We start from the raw sequence: 15,999 nt of genomic DNA, 5'->3' as shown, positions 1-15,999 counted from the left end.
TGGTGATGAAGGCGAGGCCTTCCCTCCGCCATCGCTGGAGCGCCACCGGGCAATTGCTGCACTGGTCCTGCGCTGCCCTCATCCTGTTCATGCTGGGGCTCGGCCTTGCCATGGTGGAATGGGTGGAGGACCAGGGCCAGCGCTTCGATCTCTATCAGCTGCATAAGAGCCTTGGCGCCCTGGTCTTCCTGTTGATGGCGCTGCGCGCCGCCTGGCGCCTCCTGGCCCGGGCGCCGGTCTTGCCGGAGAGCATGCCGCGTCATGAGCGCGTGCTGAGCAAGGTGGTGCATGTCGCCCTCTACGGGCTGATCTTCGCCATGCTCGTCACCGGCTATGTGATGATCTCAGCCTCGCCGCTGCCGCTGCCGATCCAGCTGCCGGGGGGAGGGCATGTTCCCAATCTCGTTGCTCCCGATTTCGAGCTTTCCGAGCAGATGAAGGCGCTGCACCATCGCTTCGCTTTCGTGCTGATCGCCCTTGTCCTCCTGCATGTGGCGGCGGCCCTCAAGCACTGGCTGTGGGATCGCGACGGCGTGCTGCAGAGCATGCTGCCGGGGCGGGGCTGAGGCTTCATTACTTTTGCAAAACAGGGCCGACTCCGCGTAAGACAAGCCCCTGTTCTTGCCTTGCCCGGAGTTATCAATGAACGGTGCGCAGGACCTTGGCGGCATGATGGGCTTCGGGCCGATCGCGCCGGAAAAGGACGAGCCTTTCTTCCATGCCGCCTGGGAGAAGCGGGCGATGGCGGTGACGCTGGCGATGGGCGCGACCGGCTCCTGGCCGCTCGATGCCGGGCGCTATGCGCGCGAGAGCCTGCCGCCGGCGGATTATATGTCCTCCTCCTATTACGAGATCTGGATCAAGGCCCTGATCAAGCTGATGCTGGCGAAAGCGCTGGTCAGCGAGGCCGAGCTTGCCGAGGGCCGGGCGATCGAACCGGCCAAGCCGCTCAAGCGCGTGATCAAGGCCGCCGAGGTGCCGGCTGCGCTCGCTGCCGGCACGCGCTGCGACCGCCCGGCGAGCCAGCCCGCGCGGTTTTCCGCCGGCGAGGCGGTACGGGCGCGCAACGAGCACAAGCTCACTCATACCAGGCTGCCGCGCTATGCGCGCGGGCATCTCGGTACCATTGTCGAAGCCCACGGCGTGTTCGTGCTGCCCGACAGCAACGCCCATGGCGAAGGCGAGAACCCCCAATGGCTCTACACGGTGCGCTTCGCCGGCACCGAACTCTGGGGCCCGCAGGCCGACCCGACGCTGACAGTGATGCTGGATCTGTGGGAGAGCTACCTTGACCCCGCTTGACGCCATTCCTTCCATTCCGCGCGATCGCGGTGAGCCCGTGTTCCGCGAACCCTGGGAGGCCCGCGCCTTCGCCCTCGCCGTTTCCCTCCATGAAAAAGGCGTGTTCACCTGGCCGGAATGGGCTGAGGCGCTGGGCCGCGAGATTGCCGCTGCGCCCGCCGACGACGGCTCGCATTATTACGAGCACTGGCTGTCGGCGCTTGAAAAACTGGTGGGAAGCAAGGGCCTGACATGAATGGAATAACGCGCCGAGGGATCCTGCAGCTTGGTTTCCTAGCCCTGGCTGCGGGTGCCGGCGGTGCGGCGAAGGCGCAGCCATCCGGTGCTGGGGAAGACTGGCGCAAGGCCCTGGTGGATGCGGCGCGCAGCCAGATCGGCGTCACCACCCTCTATGATCCTGCCTATAGGCGCATCGCCTATCCCGGCGGCGACGTGGCGCCCGAGCGGGGCGTGTGCACCGACGTGGTGGTGCGCGCCTATCGCAAGGCCTTCGCCCTCGATCTCCAGCGCCTCGTGCACGAGGACATGAAGGCCGGTTTCGCCGCCTACCCGAGAAACTGGGGCATGCGGGCGCCGGATCCCAATATCGACCACCGCCGCGTGCCCAACCTGATCGCCTTCTTCAAGCGCAAGGGCACAGTGCTGCCGGTGACCGCCGATCCGGCGGACTATTTGCCTGGCGACCTGGTCACCCAGATGCTGCCGGGCAATCTGCCGCATATCCTGATCGTCTCTTCGCAGGTCGCGGCGCCGACGCCGGGGCGCCGGCTGGCGATCCACAATATCGGGCAGGGGGCGCGGGAAGAGGACACGCTGTTCGCCTTCCCGCAGACCGGCCATTTTCGCTTCGCGCCGGCGTAGTGCACACTTTCCTTCTCCCCTTGCGGGAGAAGGTGCCCCGAAGGGGCGGATGAGGGGTGGACGTGCCCCATCCTAACAAGGCATTCCGGCTCGAGCGAGAATGGTATCCTGAATCACTGCGGGAGATTGCAGGATTTCGGCGTTCCAGAACCGGACGATGGTGTAACCCTGCGCTGCGAACCAAGCATCGCGGACCTGGTCGTGTGTGCTTTTGGCGTGCTGGGAGCCATCAGCCTCGACAATGAGGCGATACCGAAAGCAGGCGAAGTCGACGACATAGCGGCCGATCGGCACCTGGCGGCGGAACTTCAGATGAGCGAGCCGACGGCCGCGTAACAGACGCCAAAGCACGGTCTCGGCGTCGGTTTGATCGCCGCGCATTTTGCGGGCGAAGTCGCGTTGCTCAGGCTTCATGGTTTCGGCATCCAGAGGCCTGAGCAGTTTAGTGCTGGGAGGGGTTTCGTCCACCCCTCATCCGCCCTTCGGGCACCTTCTCCCTCAAGGGGAGAAGGTTTTTCGTCACCGCACCAGGATGTTGCGGAACTGCCAGGGATCGGAAGTGTCGATGTCCTCGGGGAAGAAGCCCGGGCGGCCGTCGAGCGGGGTCCAGTCGGTATAGTAGCCCTTGACCGGGCCGAGATAGGGCTTCTGCACTTCCAGGCAGCGGCGGAAGTCCATTTCGTCGGCTTCGACGATGCCGGCTTCCGGATTCTCCAGCGCCCAGACCATGCCGGCCAGCACGGCCGAGGTGACCTGCATGCCGGTGGCGTTCTGGTAGGGCGCGAGCTTGCGGGTCTCCTCGACCGTGAGCTGGGAGCCGTACCAGTAGGCATTCTTGCCGTGGCCGTAGAGCAGCACGCCGAGTTCGTCGGCACCGTCCTCGATTTCCTTTTCGTCGAGGATGACGAACTTGTCCTGCGCCTTGCCGGCGGCGCCGAACATCTCGTGCAGCGAGAGTACGGCATCGTTGGCCGGGTGATAGGCGTAGTGGCATGTCGGGCGGTAGACCGCCTCGCCATTCTCGCGCACCGTCAGATAGTCGGCGATCGAGATCGCCTCGTTATGGGTAACGAGGAAGCCATATTGCGGGCCCGGCGTCGGGCACCAGCTCATCACGCGGGTGTTGGCGCCGGGCTGCAGCAGGTAGATCGCCGCGCCACAGCCTTCCTTGTGGGTGCGGCCGGTCTCGGGCATCCAGGTCTCGTGCGTGCCCCAGCCCAGCTCGGCCGGCTGCAGGCCTTCGGAGATGAAGCCTTCCACCGACCAGGTGTTGACGAACACGCCGCGGGGCTTGGGATGCTTGGCGCGCTGGGTGTCGCGCTCGGCGATGTGGATGCCCTTAACACCGACCTTGTGGGCGAGCGCCGCCCATTCCTCGCGGGTCTTGGGATCGGCCGAACCATGGCCGGTCGCCTCGGCGACGTCAAGCAGGGCCTGCTTGACGAACCAGGAGACCATGCCGGGGTTGGCGCCGCAGCAGGAAACGGCCGTGGGGCCGCCGGGCGTGCGGCGCTTGGCAGCCAGCATGCTCTCGCGCAGGGCGTAGTTGGTGCGCGCTTCCGGGCCGGCGTTCTTGTCGAAATAGAAGCCGAGCCAGGGCTCGACCACCGTATCGATATAGAGCGCGCCGAGGGTGCGGGCGAATTCCATCAGGTCGACCGAACCGGTGTCGACCGAGAGATTGACGCAGAAGCCCTGGCCGCCGCCGGCGGTGAGCAAAGGCTGCAGCAGGCTCTTGTAGTTGTCCTTGGTAACGGCCTCCTGCACGAAACGAATGCCGTGCTCCTCGATGATCTTGCGGTCGGCATCGAGCGGATGCGGGTCGATGATGACCATGCGCTCCTTGTCATATTCGAAATGACGCTCGATCAGCGGCAGCACGCCGCGACCGATCGAACCGAAACCAATGATCACGACGGGGCCGGAAATCTTACCGTAGACAGGCCATTGAGCCATTCAATCCTCCAAAATGTGCAAGCCCCAGCGTTTAGGCGCTGGGACCCGCGGGTGCAAGTTTTGTCGCGTGAATGTGAAGCAGGGATGACACGATCCCTGGGACCGCCGGCTTCCAGCCGGCTCTTTTCATCGGCTTAGGCCGCGAAACGCAGGCCGGTGTCGTTGGCTGCCTGGGCGACGAGCGCCGCGAAGTCGGGTGCGGTTTCGAGCTCGCCGGTGGCGTTCACAAGGCCGGCCGCCCCCACCAGCCCGTCGGGCACCAGCTCCAGGCCGAGCAAGCGGTTGCGCTCCACCGGGCCGGGCAGCCAGAGGCGCTCGGTGAGGTCAGTCGAAAAGCCGAAGCGGCTATAATAGGGCGCATCGCCCACCAAGAGGATGGCTTTGTGGCCATATTCCTGGGCATAACCGATGCCGTGCCACATCAGGCGCGCGCCGAGGCCTTCGCTGCGATAGCGGGTATCGACCGCAAGCGGGCCCAGCAGCAGGGCCGCCCGGCCGGGGCCGGCGGAGACGTTCCACAGGCGCAGCGTGCCGATCAGGCTGCCATCATCGACGGCCGAGAAGGCCAGGCCCTTGGCCGGCAGGCGGCCTTCGCGCAGGCGCTCGCTGGTCTTGGCGAAACGGGACGGACCGAAGCAGGCGTCGAGCAGGGTCTCGCGCGCTTCGAGATGGGACGAGGATTCTTGGACAATACGGATCATGGCCGTGGCTCCTGGCAAAAGGAGAGCGACAGCCCTCGCACCGATGAAACGGCCGTACGGGACGATGAATGGAGCGCGGACATCACAGCGACATGCCTGCATGTCGCGATGTCCGCTCTTGGAAACGGGAGGCTTGAGAGAAGAGCGGACAGGATGTCCGCGCTCCGATCAAATCACCACGGAGGCCAGCGGCGGGAAGCCGTTGAAGCCGATGGTGGAATAGGTGGTGGTGTAGGCCCCGCAGGCCTCGATCAGCACCTTGTCGCCGATCGACAGGCTCACGGGAAGATCATAGGGGGTCTTCTCGTAGAGCACGTCGACGCTGTCGCAGGTCGGTCCGGCCAGGACGCAGGGCGCCTTGGCATCGCCGTCCCGCTCAGTGCGGATCGGGTAGCGGATGGCCTCGTCCATGGTCTCGGCGAGGCCATGGAACTTGCCGATGTCGAGATAGACCCAGCGGATCTCGTCCGTTTCGGCCTTCTTGGACACCAGCACCACCTCGGCCTCGATCATGCCGGCATCGCCGACCATGCCGCGGCCCGGCTCGATGATGGTCTCGGGCAACTGGTTGCCGAAATGGGTGCGCAGCGCGTTGAAGATCGCCTCGCCATAGGCCGGCACGCCCGGCATGGCGCGCAGATACTTGGCCGGGAAGCCGCCACCCATGTTCACCATCGACAGCGTGATGCCACGCTCGGCCATCTCGCGGAAGATGCCGGCAGCGGTGGCCAGGGCGCTGTCCCAGGCCTGCACATTGCCCTGCTGCGAGCCGACATGGAACGACACGCCATAGGCGGCGAGGCCGAGGACCTGGGCCTGCTCGAGCACGTCGGGCGCCATGGACGGCGCGCAGCCGAACTTCTTCGACAGCGGCCATTCGGCGCCGGCGCCGTCGCACAGGATGCGGCAGAACACGCGCGAACCGGGAGCGACGCGGGCGATCTTCTCGACCTCGGCCACGCAGTCGACGGCGAACAAGCGCACGCCGAGCTCGAAGGCGCGGGCGATGTCACGCTCCTTCTTGATGGTGTTGCCGAAGGAGACGCGATCGGCACCGGCGCCGGTGGCGAGCACCTGCTCGATCTCGACCACGGAAGCGCAGTCGAAGCTGGAGCCGAGGCCGGCCAGCAGGTTGAGGATCTCGGGGGCCGGGTTGGCCTTGACGGCGTAGAAGACGCGGGTGTCGGGGAGGGCATGCGCGAATGCCGAATAATTCCGCTCCACCACGTCGAGATCGACGACGAGCCGGGGGCCGTCGGCGGGGGTACGTCGGAGGTAGTCGAGGATGCGGTCGGTCATGGCGGGTCTCCCCAAAATCCAAAGGGTGTCACGGATCGGTGCGACGTCACCGCCGCCGCGGGGTGGAGCCGCGGACGTTCGATGCTGACGCGCCGCCCACCGCCGGAAAGGCCGGATGCCTCGCCGCGACGGGATGCAAATCGCCACGCAACGGATCAAGCCGCTGCATGGTTCGAAACTGCCTTGGATTGGATCGGGATACCCGGTCCGCACGCCTGGCAAAGAGAAACAAGCCTCTTCAGTCGCTGGATATGGAAACCAGCCGAGACCAAAAAAGCCCGCTTCGTCGTTGCTTCAAGCTGCGTCCCCCGCGGAGTACGGGGTTCACCGGTCGCCTCCGGCTGCCGATCGTTGTTCGGGATTCGATGATTTCGGCACGTCATGCCTGATCACCTCAAGGGACCACTGCCGCGATCCCTAGTCCATCCCTGGCGACCGTCCAGCCTCTTGTCTGGATGTCCACCGACCGACACGCGGCCACAGGCACGTGCGAAATTGGGCAAGCCGGGAAATAGGAAGAATGGACGTCATATGCAAGAAAAATTTTCGCCCGGGCCGAAATTTTTCTGCGCTGCAAAAACTGAAAATTCACGTGGCCGGCAAAGGAGTTATGCCGGGGCACCCGCTCACGCGCCAGCCAGGGGCGCTGAAGCGGGGCCATGGGCCGGTTTCAGGCGCGAAGACCGCCATTTGCGGACGGGTAACGGACATGCCCGTTGCCGCTGCCCTGCGCTGTGGCGGTGTTGGTCGTGAAGGCGGCTTCGGCCAGCTTGTGTGCATGCCTGCTGACGTCGTCAGGCCAGTCGGCGATCATGGCAGCGAATTTTTCGTCATCGCCGGCGAACAGGGCGCGAATCGCTTCCTCGTAATGCGGCTCGTTGCCGGCCATGGCGCTCATGAAGCGATAGGCGGCCTCGCGCGCCTCGCGCAGCCGGTCTGTCGCCTCGGAGGCATGGCGCGCTTCGTCCACCAGGCGGCGCAGGGCCACGGAGGCCCCACCCGGCTGCGAGGCCAGCCAATCCCAATGACGCGGCAGCAGGGTGATCTCACGGGCGACGACGCCGAGCTTCGGACGCCCCGGCCCGCGCGGCAGCGGCTCGATCAGGGCATAGCGATTGCGGATGTCCTCCGGGCTGCCGCGCAGGTCGAGATCGACAGGTCGGCCGGTGGTATCCTCGAACACCTGCACGGGCGAAGCCTCGCCGGCATCCTGGGCCTGGCGGATGGCCAGTGCAACGGTAATGGCATCGCCCTCGGCCAGACATCTGCGCCCGGCAAAGGCGATGAGGGCAAGATGGGTCATGATCCCTGATCCTGTTGGACGCGCAAGATAGGCCCGGGTGGAATTCATGTCAATATTATCCGGGTGAATATGGATCTCAGCTACTGGAAATGAGACTGCAGAGAAAATGTCTGCAAGCGGTGGAATAAACGCCGCCTCCGGTTGTCCACCCATCCGAAGGGGTTCGAAACATCACGGGACAGCAAAAATGATCGTTCAGCGCAGGGCCGCCCTCGTCGGGCTGGCCTGGATCCTGGCAGCCGGCTCCGTGCCGGCTGTCGCCGACGACACGGCGCATCACGGACACGAGGCCATGCCGGCCTCCGCCGAGACGCCGTTCCTCCAGGAAAACGATGCGGCCATGTCGAAGATGATGAGCGCGATGGCGGTCAAGCCGACCGGCAATGTCGATCGCGACTTCACCGAGATGATGATCCCCCATCACCAGGGGGCGATCGACATGGCGCAGACCTATCTGCGTTATGGCCGCAACGAGCAGCTCAGGCGCATCGCCCAGGAAATCATCGTCGAGCAGCAGCAGGAAATCGCCGCCATGCGGCTGGCGCTCGGGGACCCGCCGCCGGCTCCGGCTGCGGCGCCCACGCAGACCAGCCCCGCCGTTGACCTCTCCCTCAATCCACCCGCCGACGCCAGTTCCCCGCCTCCCCCCATGTCGATGACGGGAACGGACAAATGAAGGACTCATGCATGCATCGCATTCTCTTCGCTCTCGGCCTTCTTGCAGGCACCATGCTGGCACTGGCCGTCGCTTCCGCGGGACAGATACCCGGCCCTGCATCGGCGGCGGATATCCCGATCAGTCACAAGGATCGCCTTTATGCGGCCGAGCAGTTCTCGAACACCGTCTCGGTGAGCGATCCCGTCGACAACAGGCTGCTGGGCGTCATCCGGCTCGGTGATCCCCAGCCGGGCAATCTCAGCCCGCTCTACAAGGGCCAGGTGCTGGTCCATGGCATGGGGTTCTCGCCCGACCACAAGACACTGGCCGTGGTTTCGATCGGCTCCAATTCCGTGACCTTCATCGACACGGCGACCAATGCGGTCAAGCACACCACCTATGTCGGGCGTTCCCCGCATGAAGCCTTCTTCACGCCTGATGGGCGCGAAGTCTGGGTGACGGTGCGGGGCGAGGACTATGTCTCCGTCATCGATGCCGACAGCTTCGAGGAAAAGCTCCGGATCAAGGTTCCGGGTGGCCCCGGCATGCAGATCTTCTCGCCGGACGGCAAATACGGCTATGTCTGCTCCTCGTTCAATCCGCAGACCGTGGTCATTTCCCTCGCCGACCACAAGATCGTCGGAAGCGTCAAGCAGGCCAGCCCCTTCTGCCCGAACATCGCCGCTTCGGCCGATGGCAAGCAGGTGTGGTTCACCCTCAAGGACATCGGCAAGACGCAGGTCTTCAAGGCCGAACCTCCCTTCGATCTCGTCAAGACGCTGGATACCGGCCCGATCACCAATCACGTCAACCTCGTGGTCAACAAGAAAGGCAGCTTCGCCTATGTCACCGTCGGCGGGTCGAACGAGGTGAAGGTGTTCCGCACCGATGATTTCAAGGAGGTCGCGACCATTCCGGTCGGCAATCTGCCGCACGGCATCTGGCCCTCGGGCGATGGCAGCCGGGTCTATGTCGGGCTCGAGAATGCCGACCAGTTTGCCGTCATCGACACCTTGACCAACCAGGTGATCGCCACCATTCCGATCGGGCAGGCGCCCCAGGCCGTCGCCTATGTCCCCAATGCCGTGCCCGAGGGCGATGGCCTGCAGAACCTGATGCCGCTCGGCGCCGCCGGCGAGGCCGCCCATCTCAAGCTCGCGCCCAGAGGTGCCGGTAGCAAGACCGCTGCGACCAGCGTATCCTTGTTCGATCAGGGCCTGACCCAGATTCTCCAGGCGGCGGTCAGTGGCCTCGAACCGAAGAAGCCCTATGTCCTTGCGCTGTCGAGTCGGGCGGATGGGGGCGGGGCGCTGCAGCCGCTCTCGACCTTCACCACGAATCCGGCTGGTTCCGCCATCGTCAACGCCGTCGGACCGATACGCCAGATCGTCGAATCCAGGCATGAGGACGAAAGGCGTTTTCTCGTGGTTGCAACCTCCACCGAGGGAAAAGCCGGTGACGTGGTCCAGGTTCAGGTTCAATGAGTAGCGGGTGCGCTCGCCTCGGCCATGCCGGTGGGCGCGCCATCGAGCGGAAGCAGTGTCAAGGCCATGAGTGATCTGCAACGGCTCGTCGAGCCGATGATCCCCGCTCTGCGACGGTATGCCCGCGCCTTGCTGCGGGACACCGTCGCTGCCGATGACCTGGTTCAGGATTGCCTGGAACGGGTGGTCGCCCATTGGCAGCAGCGGCGCGGCAGGGATCCGCGCACCTGGGCTTTTGCCATCCTGCACAATCTCGCCGTCAACCGTATGCGGCAGAAGGCGCGGCGCGGCGACCATCTGCCGTTCGAGGCTGTCGAGGAGGGCGTCCTTGCCCGCCGGCCGGCCCAGGAAGACGCCTTGGTTCAGGCCGAACTCGTCTCGGCACTGGCGCAGCTTCCGGACGACCAGCGCAGCCTGCTCCTCCTGGTCAGCGTGGAGGATCTTTCCTATGCCCAGGTTTCCGAGATATTGGCGATCCCGATCGGAACCGTGATGTCGAGGCTCTCGCGTGCCCGCGAGCGCCTGCGGCAACTTCTTGAAAACTCTGATCGATCTGCCACCAGGCGCGGTGGCCATCTGCGGAGCGTGAAATGATCGACAAGCCGATTTCCGAGGATGATCTCCACGCCTATATCGATGGCGCTCTGGACGAGGCCCGCCGCGCGGAGATCGCCTCCTATCTCGAGGCACATCCCGAGATTGCGGCCCGCTTCGGATCCTATGCCGATGATCGCTCCGGCTTGCGATCCGCCTTCGCCGCGATCGCGGAAGAACCCATTCCGACCAGGCTCAACCTGGCCCATATGATCGATCGGCAGCGGCGGCCACGCATTTCCAGATTGTGGGCCGCGGCGGCGGCCGTTCTGCTTCTTGCCGTCGGCGGATCCGGGGGATGGCTGTTGCGCGAGATGACGTCCATACCCCAGGAGGGCGTGGGCGCCCTGGCCCGCGAGGCATCGGCGAATTTCAGCGCCTATGCTTCCGACAACGTCAGGCCGGTGGAAATCCGCGCCGACAAGGCCACGGAACTGGCCGATTGGGCGGCCGAACGGATGGGGCGCAAGCCTGCCTTGCCCGACCTGTCGAAGGCAGGTTACCGGCTGATGGGCGGGCGGGTGGTGTCCACGCCCCACGGCCCGGCGCTCATGCTGATGTATGACGACGACCGTGGCGGCCGCCTCGTGATGCTGACCAGGCCGATGGCCGTTGACCAGGACAAGGCGATGGCCGCCCATTCCGAAGGCAAGGTCGACGGCTGGAGCTGGGCAAGCCGCGGCATGGGCTACAGCCTCGTCGGAACGATGCCGGCCGAGGAACTGCATCCCCTGGCCGACGACATCCGCAGGCAGGTTTCGGGAGACATATAGGCGTTGCGCCCAACCCCGCCCGGGGCGCGGCAGGTCAGCATGGCCGAAAGGCCAAGCAGCAGGCATCACTTCCCGCATGGCAGCCTTGTGTGCAGTGCGACGGAGATCGCTTGCAATTTATGCTGCGGTGCACAATATTTCGGACATAGGGAGGTGACGACTCGGGGGTAAGCCACGAGGACTGCGAGATGAACCAGATCACCACCATGGCCCCCAGGGGCATTATCCGGCAGTTGAGACCGTCCGATCTGCCGAAGTTTCGCGATCACCTGCTGCGGCTGGACCGGGAAAGCCGGCATGATCGTTTCAACGGCGGCATCAGCGCCAGTTTCGTCGCCGACTATGCCGAGCGCAGCTTTCGCGGTGGTGCAACCGTCATCGGCTATGTCGAGGACGGCCAGGTTCTCGGCGCGGCTGAATTGCACGAACTACCCGAATTGGCGGAGCCGACGGCCCAGATCGCCTTCAGTGTCGAACGTCACCGCCAGCATCAGGGCATTGGCGGGCGGCTGTTCGCGCGCCTGCTGCTGCACGCGCTCGGCCTTGGCTACACCCGCCTCGAGGTCTCCACCCATGCCGACAATGCCAGCATGAAGGCGCTGGCCCGCCGCTTCAACGCCAAGCTCAGCTTCGCCCAGGGCGAGACCATGGGCGTGATCGAGCTCGATCCGGCGGTGACGCTGGAACATCCTGCCTTCGAGGCGATCGGCGAGATGCTGCCGGGGCCGCTGACCCTGACGATCGTAGGCGAGGGCATCGCCAGAGCGGCGGCCTGAGCCCTTCAAGTCTCCAGGTCAGATATCTTCCCGGCTTGATCCTATTTGTAGCGCCGCTGGTTCTTCGGCTTCCAGCTGTCCAGCCAGCGCCGGATCCGGGCCATGAAGCCGGTGGCCCTGCTCGAAACCGCGACGGCATGATCATCGACGGCATCGGCCGCCGCGCTGACATGGTTCTCGATGCGGGTCAGCATCGGATCGATCCGCTCGCGCTTGAAACGTCGCAGCCGGAAATAGAGCCAGATCAGTCCGATCGCCAGGCCGCCGAACACGAAGATCCGCATCCAGGGGATGACATATTCATCGGGCCCCGTCGCGGCCCGGATCGAGAGCGCGTTGGGGAACATGGTCAGATAGGTGACGCGCCAGCCATAGCTCTTGATCACCACCCATTTCGGAGTTTCCGAGCTGGACTGGAAGGACTGGGCGGCCGCCATCAGGTTGCCGGAGTCGAACTTGTAGTACCAGGGAAAGCCCCAGTCGGTATCCTCGTTGCGATATACGCGCAGTGCGCCGCCGGGATAGACGGTGTTGATGAAGCGCACGTCGCGCGTGTTGGTCGCCTGCACATTGGGCGCCTCGCTGTCGAAGAAGCCGGAACTGTCGAGGCGCTTGGTGTCGGTGCCGACGATGCGCACCACGTCATAGCGCGGCAGCACCTGGTCGAGCCAGCAATAGCCGACCACCAGCGCCAGGACGATCAGGAACCATTTGAACAGGCGCAGCATGAACTCTCCCGGGTGCGCGGGCGTCCCAACGACATGCCAGCATGTCGTGATGCCCGCTTCTTCCTATCCGACAGGTGGGGTGTTTCCAAGAGGCGGGCAAGATGCCCGCGCACCCGGAATCACCCTTTCGGGATTGCTCCCCAGGGGCCGGCCTGTGGTGCCGGCTCTTCCTCCGGCGTGCCGTCGCCGAACAGATCCTCCCAGGCATCGTCGTTCCTGAGTGCTTCGTCCCGGGACAGGAATTCAACCACATAGTCCTGCTTGCGCGCGGTCCAGCCCTGATAGGCCTTGTAGAAGGCCGGCTTGTTGCACAGGAAGAGCTGGCGGATGTCGAGGGGCGTGAACTCGCTCAGGAGCTGGTTGACGAGGTCGCGATCCGGCAATTGGGCGGCCCGGTAGAGATAGAAGCAGCCCGGTTCCGTCGGTCCGGGCAGGCGGGGCTCGAGACCCTGCTCGGCGGCGCGCAGGGCCGCCTCAACCACCTCGAATTCCGGCGGAAGGTCATCGGCGTGGCGCATGGCGAAGCGGCGCAGATCCTGCCGGTTGAGGCGGGCCAGTTCCGCCGGCGCATCGGCCTTGCCGGCAAGGACATTGGCCAGCATGAAGTCGAGCCGCTGGCGCAGCAGCGCCTTGGCATTCAGGTCGGCCGCCTCGAAGACCGAGGTGATCAGGCCGTTGAGCTGCAGGAAGTGCCAGACATCCACGGCGCTGTCGAGATTCTTGGTCTCCACGGCACCGATCTTGGGAAAGCCCGGCGCCACGCCGCGATAGAGCATGGCGGGGTAGGACATGTCCCGGAAGAGATAGAGGCCGTCGAAATAATTGGTGTAGAAATTGCCCTGGCTATAGTCGGTCTTGCGGAAACGCACCGGATTGCGGGTGATGTCGCCCACCCGGCCGGCAAGCTTTATCATGGTGTCGATATAGGCGTCGTCCTGCCACAAATCGTCCTTGGCGCGGAAATCCTCGATCAGGCGCGACAACTGCTCCGCCTCGCCGAGCCGGTCGGTCGGCGTATTGGCCTCGACGGTGACGGAGCGCAGCTCCAAGAGGTCCGCCGGACTCTTGATGCGCCACATCGAATGCACGAGTTCGCCCATCACGGCTTCGCGCACGCTGAGGGCCATCAGCTCCCTGGCATTGTCCTGCATGAAATTGCGCAGCACCGAGCGCATGGTCGAGAACTGCGCGTTGAGGAGCGGTGCCTTGAGCTGGTCGAGGCTGAGCAGGATGAACATCCGGTTGCAGCCCTCGGGATTGAGGTAGCGGATGTCGTCGAGCTCATCGCCAACCTCCGGCGAGAAGCCGGAGAGGTCGATATGGAACTCGGTGAGCGCGGTGCGCTTGCCGATGAGTTTCTCCAGCGCCGCGTTGTAGCGCGCCACCATGGTAGGGGAGGAGACCTCGATGAGGTTCCCGAACATCAGCCCTGCTTCGATCAGGCGCTCCATCATGCCCCGCGCTGCTCCAGATAGCGTTTCTTGGCTTCCTCCATGCGGCCCATGTCACGCACCGCATTGTCGATGGCGGCCTCGTCCGACTTGTCGGCATAGCGGAATTCACTGTCGGCGTAGCGGTTGATCTCCTGGATCACCATCTCGACCGTGATGGGCCTGGCTAGCTCGGAGATCATCGCAAGCTTGGTGGCATAGTCCTTGGTCAGGAACAGCTCGGGCTTTTCCATCCATTCGTCCGGCAGCTCGAAATCCATTGCCCTGACCTTGATGGCATCGGTGATGTTCTTGATGGCACGGCCGGTGAAACGCTCATCGGCCTCCTGGATCGCCTTGAGATAGGCGCCGAGCCTGGCGACGGTGTCGAGCGCCCCGATCTTGCCCTGCACGCTGTCGAACACCTTTTTCAGGGCTTCCTCCTGCGGGCGCGAATGCGCGTCATAGGAAGCGGCGACCGCCTTCTTGATCTCCTGGGCGGCGAAGAGATCGTGCTCTCCGAGCGGAATCTGGTGGCGCTTGCCGAGCAGCAGGGAGAGGAGGTCGATATAGTCCTCCTTGCTCTGCGGGCCGTCGACCAGGAAGCGGGCGCCGGCGCGTTGACGCAGGGCGTCGTCGACATTCTCCGGGAAGTTGGAGAACATGCCGAAGGTGCAGTTGCCGCGCACCACGGTGTTGGCGCCGGCAAAGCTCTCCATCAGCACGGCCGTGATCTCGAGCTGGCCCGAGGAGGATTGCCGGTCGCCGCGCTTGCCGGCGAGCTGGTCGATGTCGTCGATGGTGCCGAAGCCGATCACGGCCGGGTCGATGATCTCGCGGATGAAGGCCTTGGCGTTCTGGGCCGACTTGCCCTGGTAGGAATCGATGCTCTCGGTGGAGAGGTTGGCATAGCGGAAGGGATAGCCGGCAGTGGCGCAATAATCGTTGAGCAGGCCCGCCATCATCTGGATCAGCGTGGTCTTGCCGGTGCCGGGCTTGCCGTCGCCCATGAAGGTGAAGATGAAGCCGCCGAGTTCGGCGAAGGGGTTGAGCCGCTTGTCGAAATCATAGGCCATCAGCATCTTGGCCAGCTTCATCGACTGGTATTTGGCGATGTGGTTGCCCACCACCTCCGTCGGCTTCTTGAAGGCCATGGTCAGCGCGGTGGAGCGCTTGTGGGTGGCGGGCGTGAAACCATTGACCTGGAAGTCGTCGGCCTCGACACGGTAGGCGGCGCTGGTGAAGGCCTCCAGGCGCGGGGCGGTGCCGGCGCGCATCGCGACCGCTTCCATCAGCCGCTCGCACCAGGCCGTCAGCGTCGGCACCAGCTTGAGGCTGCCATCCAAGCGGCTGAGGATGGCATCGAGCTCCCACAGGGCGCCCTGCAGGGCGAGGGCGGGATTGTCGGTGAGAATCTCTTCCAGCTCGCCGACTTCCGCCTGGCCCTCGCTCGCCTGGGCGGCGAGCAGGAAGGAAAGCATGTTGGCGGTGACGTGCAGGCCGATCAGCGAAGCGGCGGCCAGCAGCTCGGCGAATTCGGTCCGCCTGGAAGGATCGAGGCGGCCTTCGCGATTGTCGCGCTTGAGCTGTCCGAGGGCAGTGCGATCCTCATAGAGCTCACCGACGGCCATGGCGGTGGCCAGCGCCCGGCGCAAAGCCTGCAGCACACTGGCCTGGGCCGGGCTCATCAAGGCTTCGCCGGGGTCGGCCTGGCTGATGCGTGCGATCAGGTGGACGCCGTCCTGCGCCGCGCTGGAACGCGCGGTCAGGCCCGGCGTGGTGGCGCGGAACAGCCGGCCAGTCGCGGTCGGGATGCCGGGGGAGCGTTCGGCCGGCGCGGTGCCCGTCGATGCGGGCCGTGCCTTGGCGATGCGCGGGGCATGGTCGAAGCCCTCCATCAGGGCCAGGGCCTGGGGATACTGCGCGCGGATCGCCGCCTCGCGGATTTCCATCAGGTTGAGGGAAGCGGTCATGGGGTCCTCGTGGTCAGGATGGGGCGCGGAATGCCTTCTCCACGTAGTGGGGAAGGTGGCGTTGCGAAGCAACGTCGGATGGCGTGCGGCCCGCTGACGGTACTCGATCCGGACAGGGCGCAGCTAGCGGCCCACACCCCATCCGACCCGACTTCGTCGGG

General features: G+C 64.9%; 17 protein-coding genes. 9 read left to right on the top strand and 8 right to left on the bottom strand.

Going from position 1 to position 15,999, the window contains the following annotated elements; genetic code table 11:
* Nucleotides 1-5 precede the first annotated feature (5 nt).
* From ACTJKX_RS23695 to ACTJKX_RS23680, 4 genes are all read left to right on the top strand, one after another.
* Entirely contained in the window at nucleotides 6-566 is a 561-nt protein-coding gene (locus ACTJKX_RS23695) for a cytochrome b (RefSeq protein WP_394314759.1), read from the top strand.
* A gap of 76 nt (nucleotides 567-642) precedes the next feature.
* On the top strand, nucleotides 643-1,302 hold the full coding sequence (gene nthB / locus ACTJKX_RS23690) for a nitrile hydratase subunit beta (protein WP_440726711.1): 660 nt from the start codon (nucleotides 643-645) through the stop codon (nucleotides 1,300-1,302).
* Complete coding sequence (locus ACTJKX_RS23685) at nucleotides 1,289-1,537, top strand: nitrile hydratase accessory protein (RefSeq protein ID WP_376717605.1); 249 nt, start codon at nucleotides 1,289-1,291, stop codon at nucleotides 1,535-1,537. The genes nthB and ACTJKX_RS23685 overlap by 14 nt, the downstream gene beginning before the upstream one ends.
* Complete coding sequence (locus ACTJKX_RS23680) at nucleotides 1,534-2,163, top strand: DUF1287 domain-containing protein (RefSeq protein ID WP_367625338.1); 630 nt, start codon at nucleotides 1,534-1,536, stop codon at nucleotides 2,161-2,163. The genes ACTJKX_RS23685 and ACTJKX_RS23680 overlap by 4 nt, the downstream gene beginning before the upstream one ends.
* A gap of 72 nt (nucleotides 2,164-2,235) precedes the next feature.
* On the opposite strand, the gene ACTJKX_RS23675 is transcribed toward ACTJKX_RS23680, so the two are convergent.
* From ACTJKX_RS23675 to ACTJKX_RS23655, 5 genes are all read right to left on the bottom strand, one after another.
* On the bottom strand, nucleotides 2,236-2,577 hold the full coding sequence (locus tag ACTJKX_RS23675) for an endonuclease domain-containing protein (protein ID WP_440726710.1): 342 nt from the start codon (nucleotides 2,575-2,577) through the stop codon (nucleotides 2,236-2,238).
* A gap of 105 nt (nucleotides 2,578-2,682) precedes the next feature.
* A complete protein-coding gene (locus ACTJKX_RS23670; protein WP_440726709.1) occupies nucleotides 2,683-4,119 on the bottom strand; it encodes a homospermidine synthase in 1,437 nt (478 codons plus the stop codon).
* A gap of 134 nt (nucleotides 4,120-4,253) precedes the next feature.
* Complete coding sequence (locus tag ACTJKX_RS23665; RefSeq protein WP_440726708.1) at nucleotides 4,254-4,820, bottom strand: GNAT family N-acetyltransferase; 567 nt, start codon at nucleotides 4,818-4,820, stop codon at nucleotides 4,254-4,256.
* Between the two features lie 168 nt (nucleotides 4,821-4,988).
* On the bottom strand, nucleotides 4,989-6,119 hold the full coding sequence (locus ACTJKX_RS23660; RefSeq protein ID WP_440726707.1) for a type III PLP-dependent enzyme: 1,131 nt from the start codon (nucleotides 6,117-6,119) through the stop codon (nucleotides 4,989-4,991).
* Nucleotides 6,120-6,789: 670 nt separating this feature from the next.
* Nucleotides 6,790-7,422 (bottom strand): DUF2239 family protein, encoded by a 633-nt coding sequence (locus ACTJKX_RS23655; RefSeq protein ID WP_440726706.1) that lies wholly within the window; start codon nucleotides 7,420-7,422, stop codon nucleotides 6,790-6,792.
* Nucleotides 7,423-7,609: 187 nt separating this feature from the next.
* Between ACTJKX_RS23655 and ACTJKX_RS23650 the strand changes: the two genes are divergently transcribed.
* From ACTJKX_RS23650 to ACTJKX_RS23630, 5 genes are all read left to right on the top strand, one after another.
* A complete protein-coding gene (locus ACTJKX_RS23650; protein WP_440726705.1) occupies nucleotides 7,610-8,098 on the top strand; it encodes a DUF305 domain-containing protein in 489 nt (162 codons plus the stop codon).
* A gap of 11 nt (nucleotides 8,099-8,109) precedes the next feature.
* Nucleotides 8,110-9,564, top strand: a complete 1,455-nt coding sequence (locus tag ACTJKX_RS23645; protein WP_440726704.1) for a YncE family protein — start codon at nucleotides 8,110-8,112, stop codon at nucleotides 9,562-9,564.
* 66 nt (nucleotides 9,565-9,630) lie between these two features.
* Nucleotides 9,631-10,158, top strand: a complete 528-nt coding sequence (locus tag ACTJKX_RS23640; RefSeq protein WP_440726703.1) for an RNA polymerase sigma factor — start codon at nucleotides 9,631-9,633, stop codon at nucleotides 10,156-10,158.
* The gene (locus ACTJKX_RS23635) at nucleotides 10,155-10,931 is read left to right on the top strand and encodes an anti-sigma factor family protein (protein ID WP_440726702.1); all 777 of its coding nucleotides are present in this window, start codon (nucleotides 10,155-10,157) and stop codon (nucleotides 10,929-10,931) included. Before ACTJKX_RS23640 ends, ACTJKX_RS23635 begins: the two co-directional genes overlap by 4 nt.
* Before the next feature lie 188 nt (nucleotides 10,932-11,119).
* A complete protein-coding gene (locus ACTJKX_RS23630; protein WP_311932968.1) occupies nucleotides 11,120-11,707 on the top strand; it encodes a GNAT family N-acetyltransferase in 588 nt (195 codons plus the stop codon).
* 41 nt (nucleotides 11,708-11,748) lie between these two features.
* Here ACTJKX_RS23630 and ACTJKX_RS23625 read toward each other — a convergent pair whose 3' ends face one another.
* The 3 genes from ACTJKX_RS23625 to ACTJKX_RS23615 all read right to left on the bottom strand — a co-directional run bounded on the left by ACTJKX_RS23625 (nucleotide 11,749) and on the right by ACTJKX_RS23615 (nucleotide 15,838).
* Complete coding sequence (locus ACTJKX_RS23625) at nucleotides 11,749-12,435, bottom strand: DUF1523 family protein (RefSeq protein WP_311932969.1); 687 nt, start codon at nucleotides 12,433-12,435, stop codon at nucleotides 11,749-11,751.
* 119 nt (nucleotides 12,436-12,554) lie between these two features.
* A complete protein-coding gene (locus ACTJKX_RS23620; RefSeq protein ID WP_440726701.1) occupies nucleotides 12,555-13,889 on the bottom strand; it encodes a DUF6638 family protein in 1,335 nt (444 codons plus the stop codon).
* Nucleotides 13,886-15,838: an ATP-binding protein gene (locus tag ACTJKX_RS23615; protein ID WP_440726700.1), complete on the bottom strand. Its 1,953-nt coding sequence runs from the start codon at nucleotides 15,836-15,838 to the stop codon at nucleotides 13,886-13,888. The genes ACTJKX_RS23620 and ACTJKX_RS23615 overlap by 4 nt, the downstream gene beginning before the upstream one ends.
* Between the last annotated feature and the right edge of the window lie 161 nt (nucleotides 15,839-15,999).

Origin of the sequence: Labrys sp. 22185, from assembly GCF_052045555.1 — a bacterium.
In the GTDB taxonomy this organism is placed as follows: domain Bacteria; phylum Pseudomonadota; class Alphaproteobacteria; order Rhizobiales; family Labraceae; genus Labrys; species Labrys neptuniae.
Note: the sequence above shows the minus strand (reverse complement) of the source record. Positions and strands in the feature narration are given on the sequence as shown.

Bases quoted from the DNA above. Each gene is read 5' to 3' on its own strand.
- ACTJKX_RS23645 (WP_440726704.1), top strand. From the start codon at position 8,110: ATGCATCGCATTCTCTTCGCTCTCGGCCTTCTTGCAGGCACCATGCTG.
- ACTJKX_RS23650 (WP_440726705.1), top strand. From the start codon at position 7,610: ATGATCGTTCAGCGCAGGGCCGCCCTCGTCGGGCTGGCCTGGATCCTG.
- ACTJKX_RS23665 (WP_440726708.1), bottom strand. From the start codon at position 4,820: ATGATCCGTATTGTCCAAGAATCCTCGTCCCATCTCGAAGCGCGCGAG.
- ACTJKX_RS23675 (WP_440726710.1), bottom strand. From the start codon at position 2,577: ATGAAGCCTGAGCAACGCGACTTCGCCCGCAAAATGCGCGGCGATCAA.
- ACTJKX_RS23660 (WP_440726707.1), bottom strand. From the start codon at position 6,119: ATGACCGACCGCATCCTCGACTACCTCCGACGTACCCCCGCCGACGGC.
- ACTJKX_RS23625 (WP_311932969.1), bottom strand. From the start codon at position 12,435: ATGCTGCGCCTGTTCAAATGGTTCCTGATCGTCCTGGCGCTGGTGGTC.
- nthB (WP_440726711.1), top strand. From the start codon at position 643: ATGAACGGTGCGCAGGACCTTGGCGGCATGATGGGCTTCGGGCCGATC.
- ACTJKX_RS23670 (WP_440726709.1), bottom strand. From the start codon at position 4,119: ATGGCTCAATGGCCTGTCTACGGTAAGATTTCCGGCCCCGTCGTGATC.
- ACTJKX_RS23635 (WP_440726702.1), top strand. From the start codon at position 10,155: ATGATCGACAAGCCGATTTCCGAGGATGATCTCCACGCCTATATCGAT.
- ACTJKX_RS23655 (WP_440726706.1), bottom strand. From the start codon at position 7,422: ATGACCCATCTTGCCCTCATCGCCTTTGCCGGGCGCAGATGTCTGGCC.
- ACTJKX_RS23640 (WP_440726703.1), top strand. From the start codon at position 9,631: ATGAGTGATCTGCAACGGCTCGTCGAGCCGATGATCCCCGCTCTGCGA.
- ACTJKX_RS23680 (WP_367625338.1), top strand. From the start codon at position 1,534: ATGAATGGAATAACGCGCCGAGGGATCCTGCAGCTTGGTTTCCTAGCC.
- ACTJKX_RS23695 (WP_394314759.1), top strand. From the start codon at position 6: ATGAAGGCGAGGCCTTCCCTCCGCCATCGCTGGAGCGCCACCGGGCAA.
- ACTJKX_RS23620 (WP_440726701.1), bottom strand. From the start codon at position 13,889: ATGATGGAGCGCCTGATCGAAGCAGGGCTGATGTTCGGGAACCTCATC.
- ACTJKX_RS23630 (WP_311932968.1), top strand. From the start codon at position 11,120: ATGAACCAGATCACCACCATGGCCCCCAGGGGCATTATCCGGCAGTTG.
- ACTJKX_RS23615 (WP_440726700.1), bottom strand. From the start codon at position 15,838: ATGACCGCTTCCCTCAACCTGATGGAAATCCGCGAGGCGGCGATCCGC.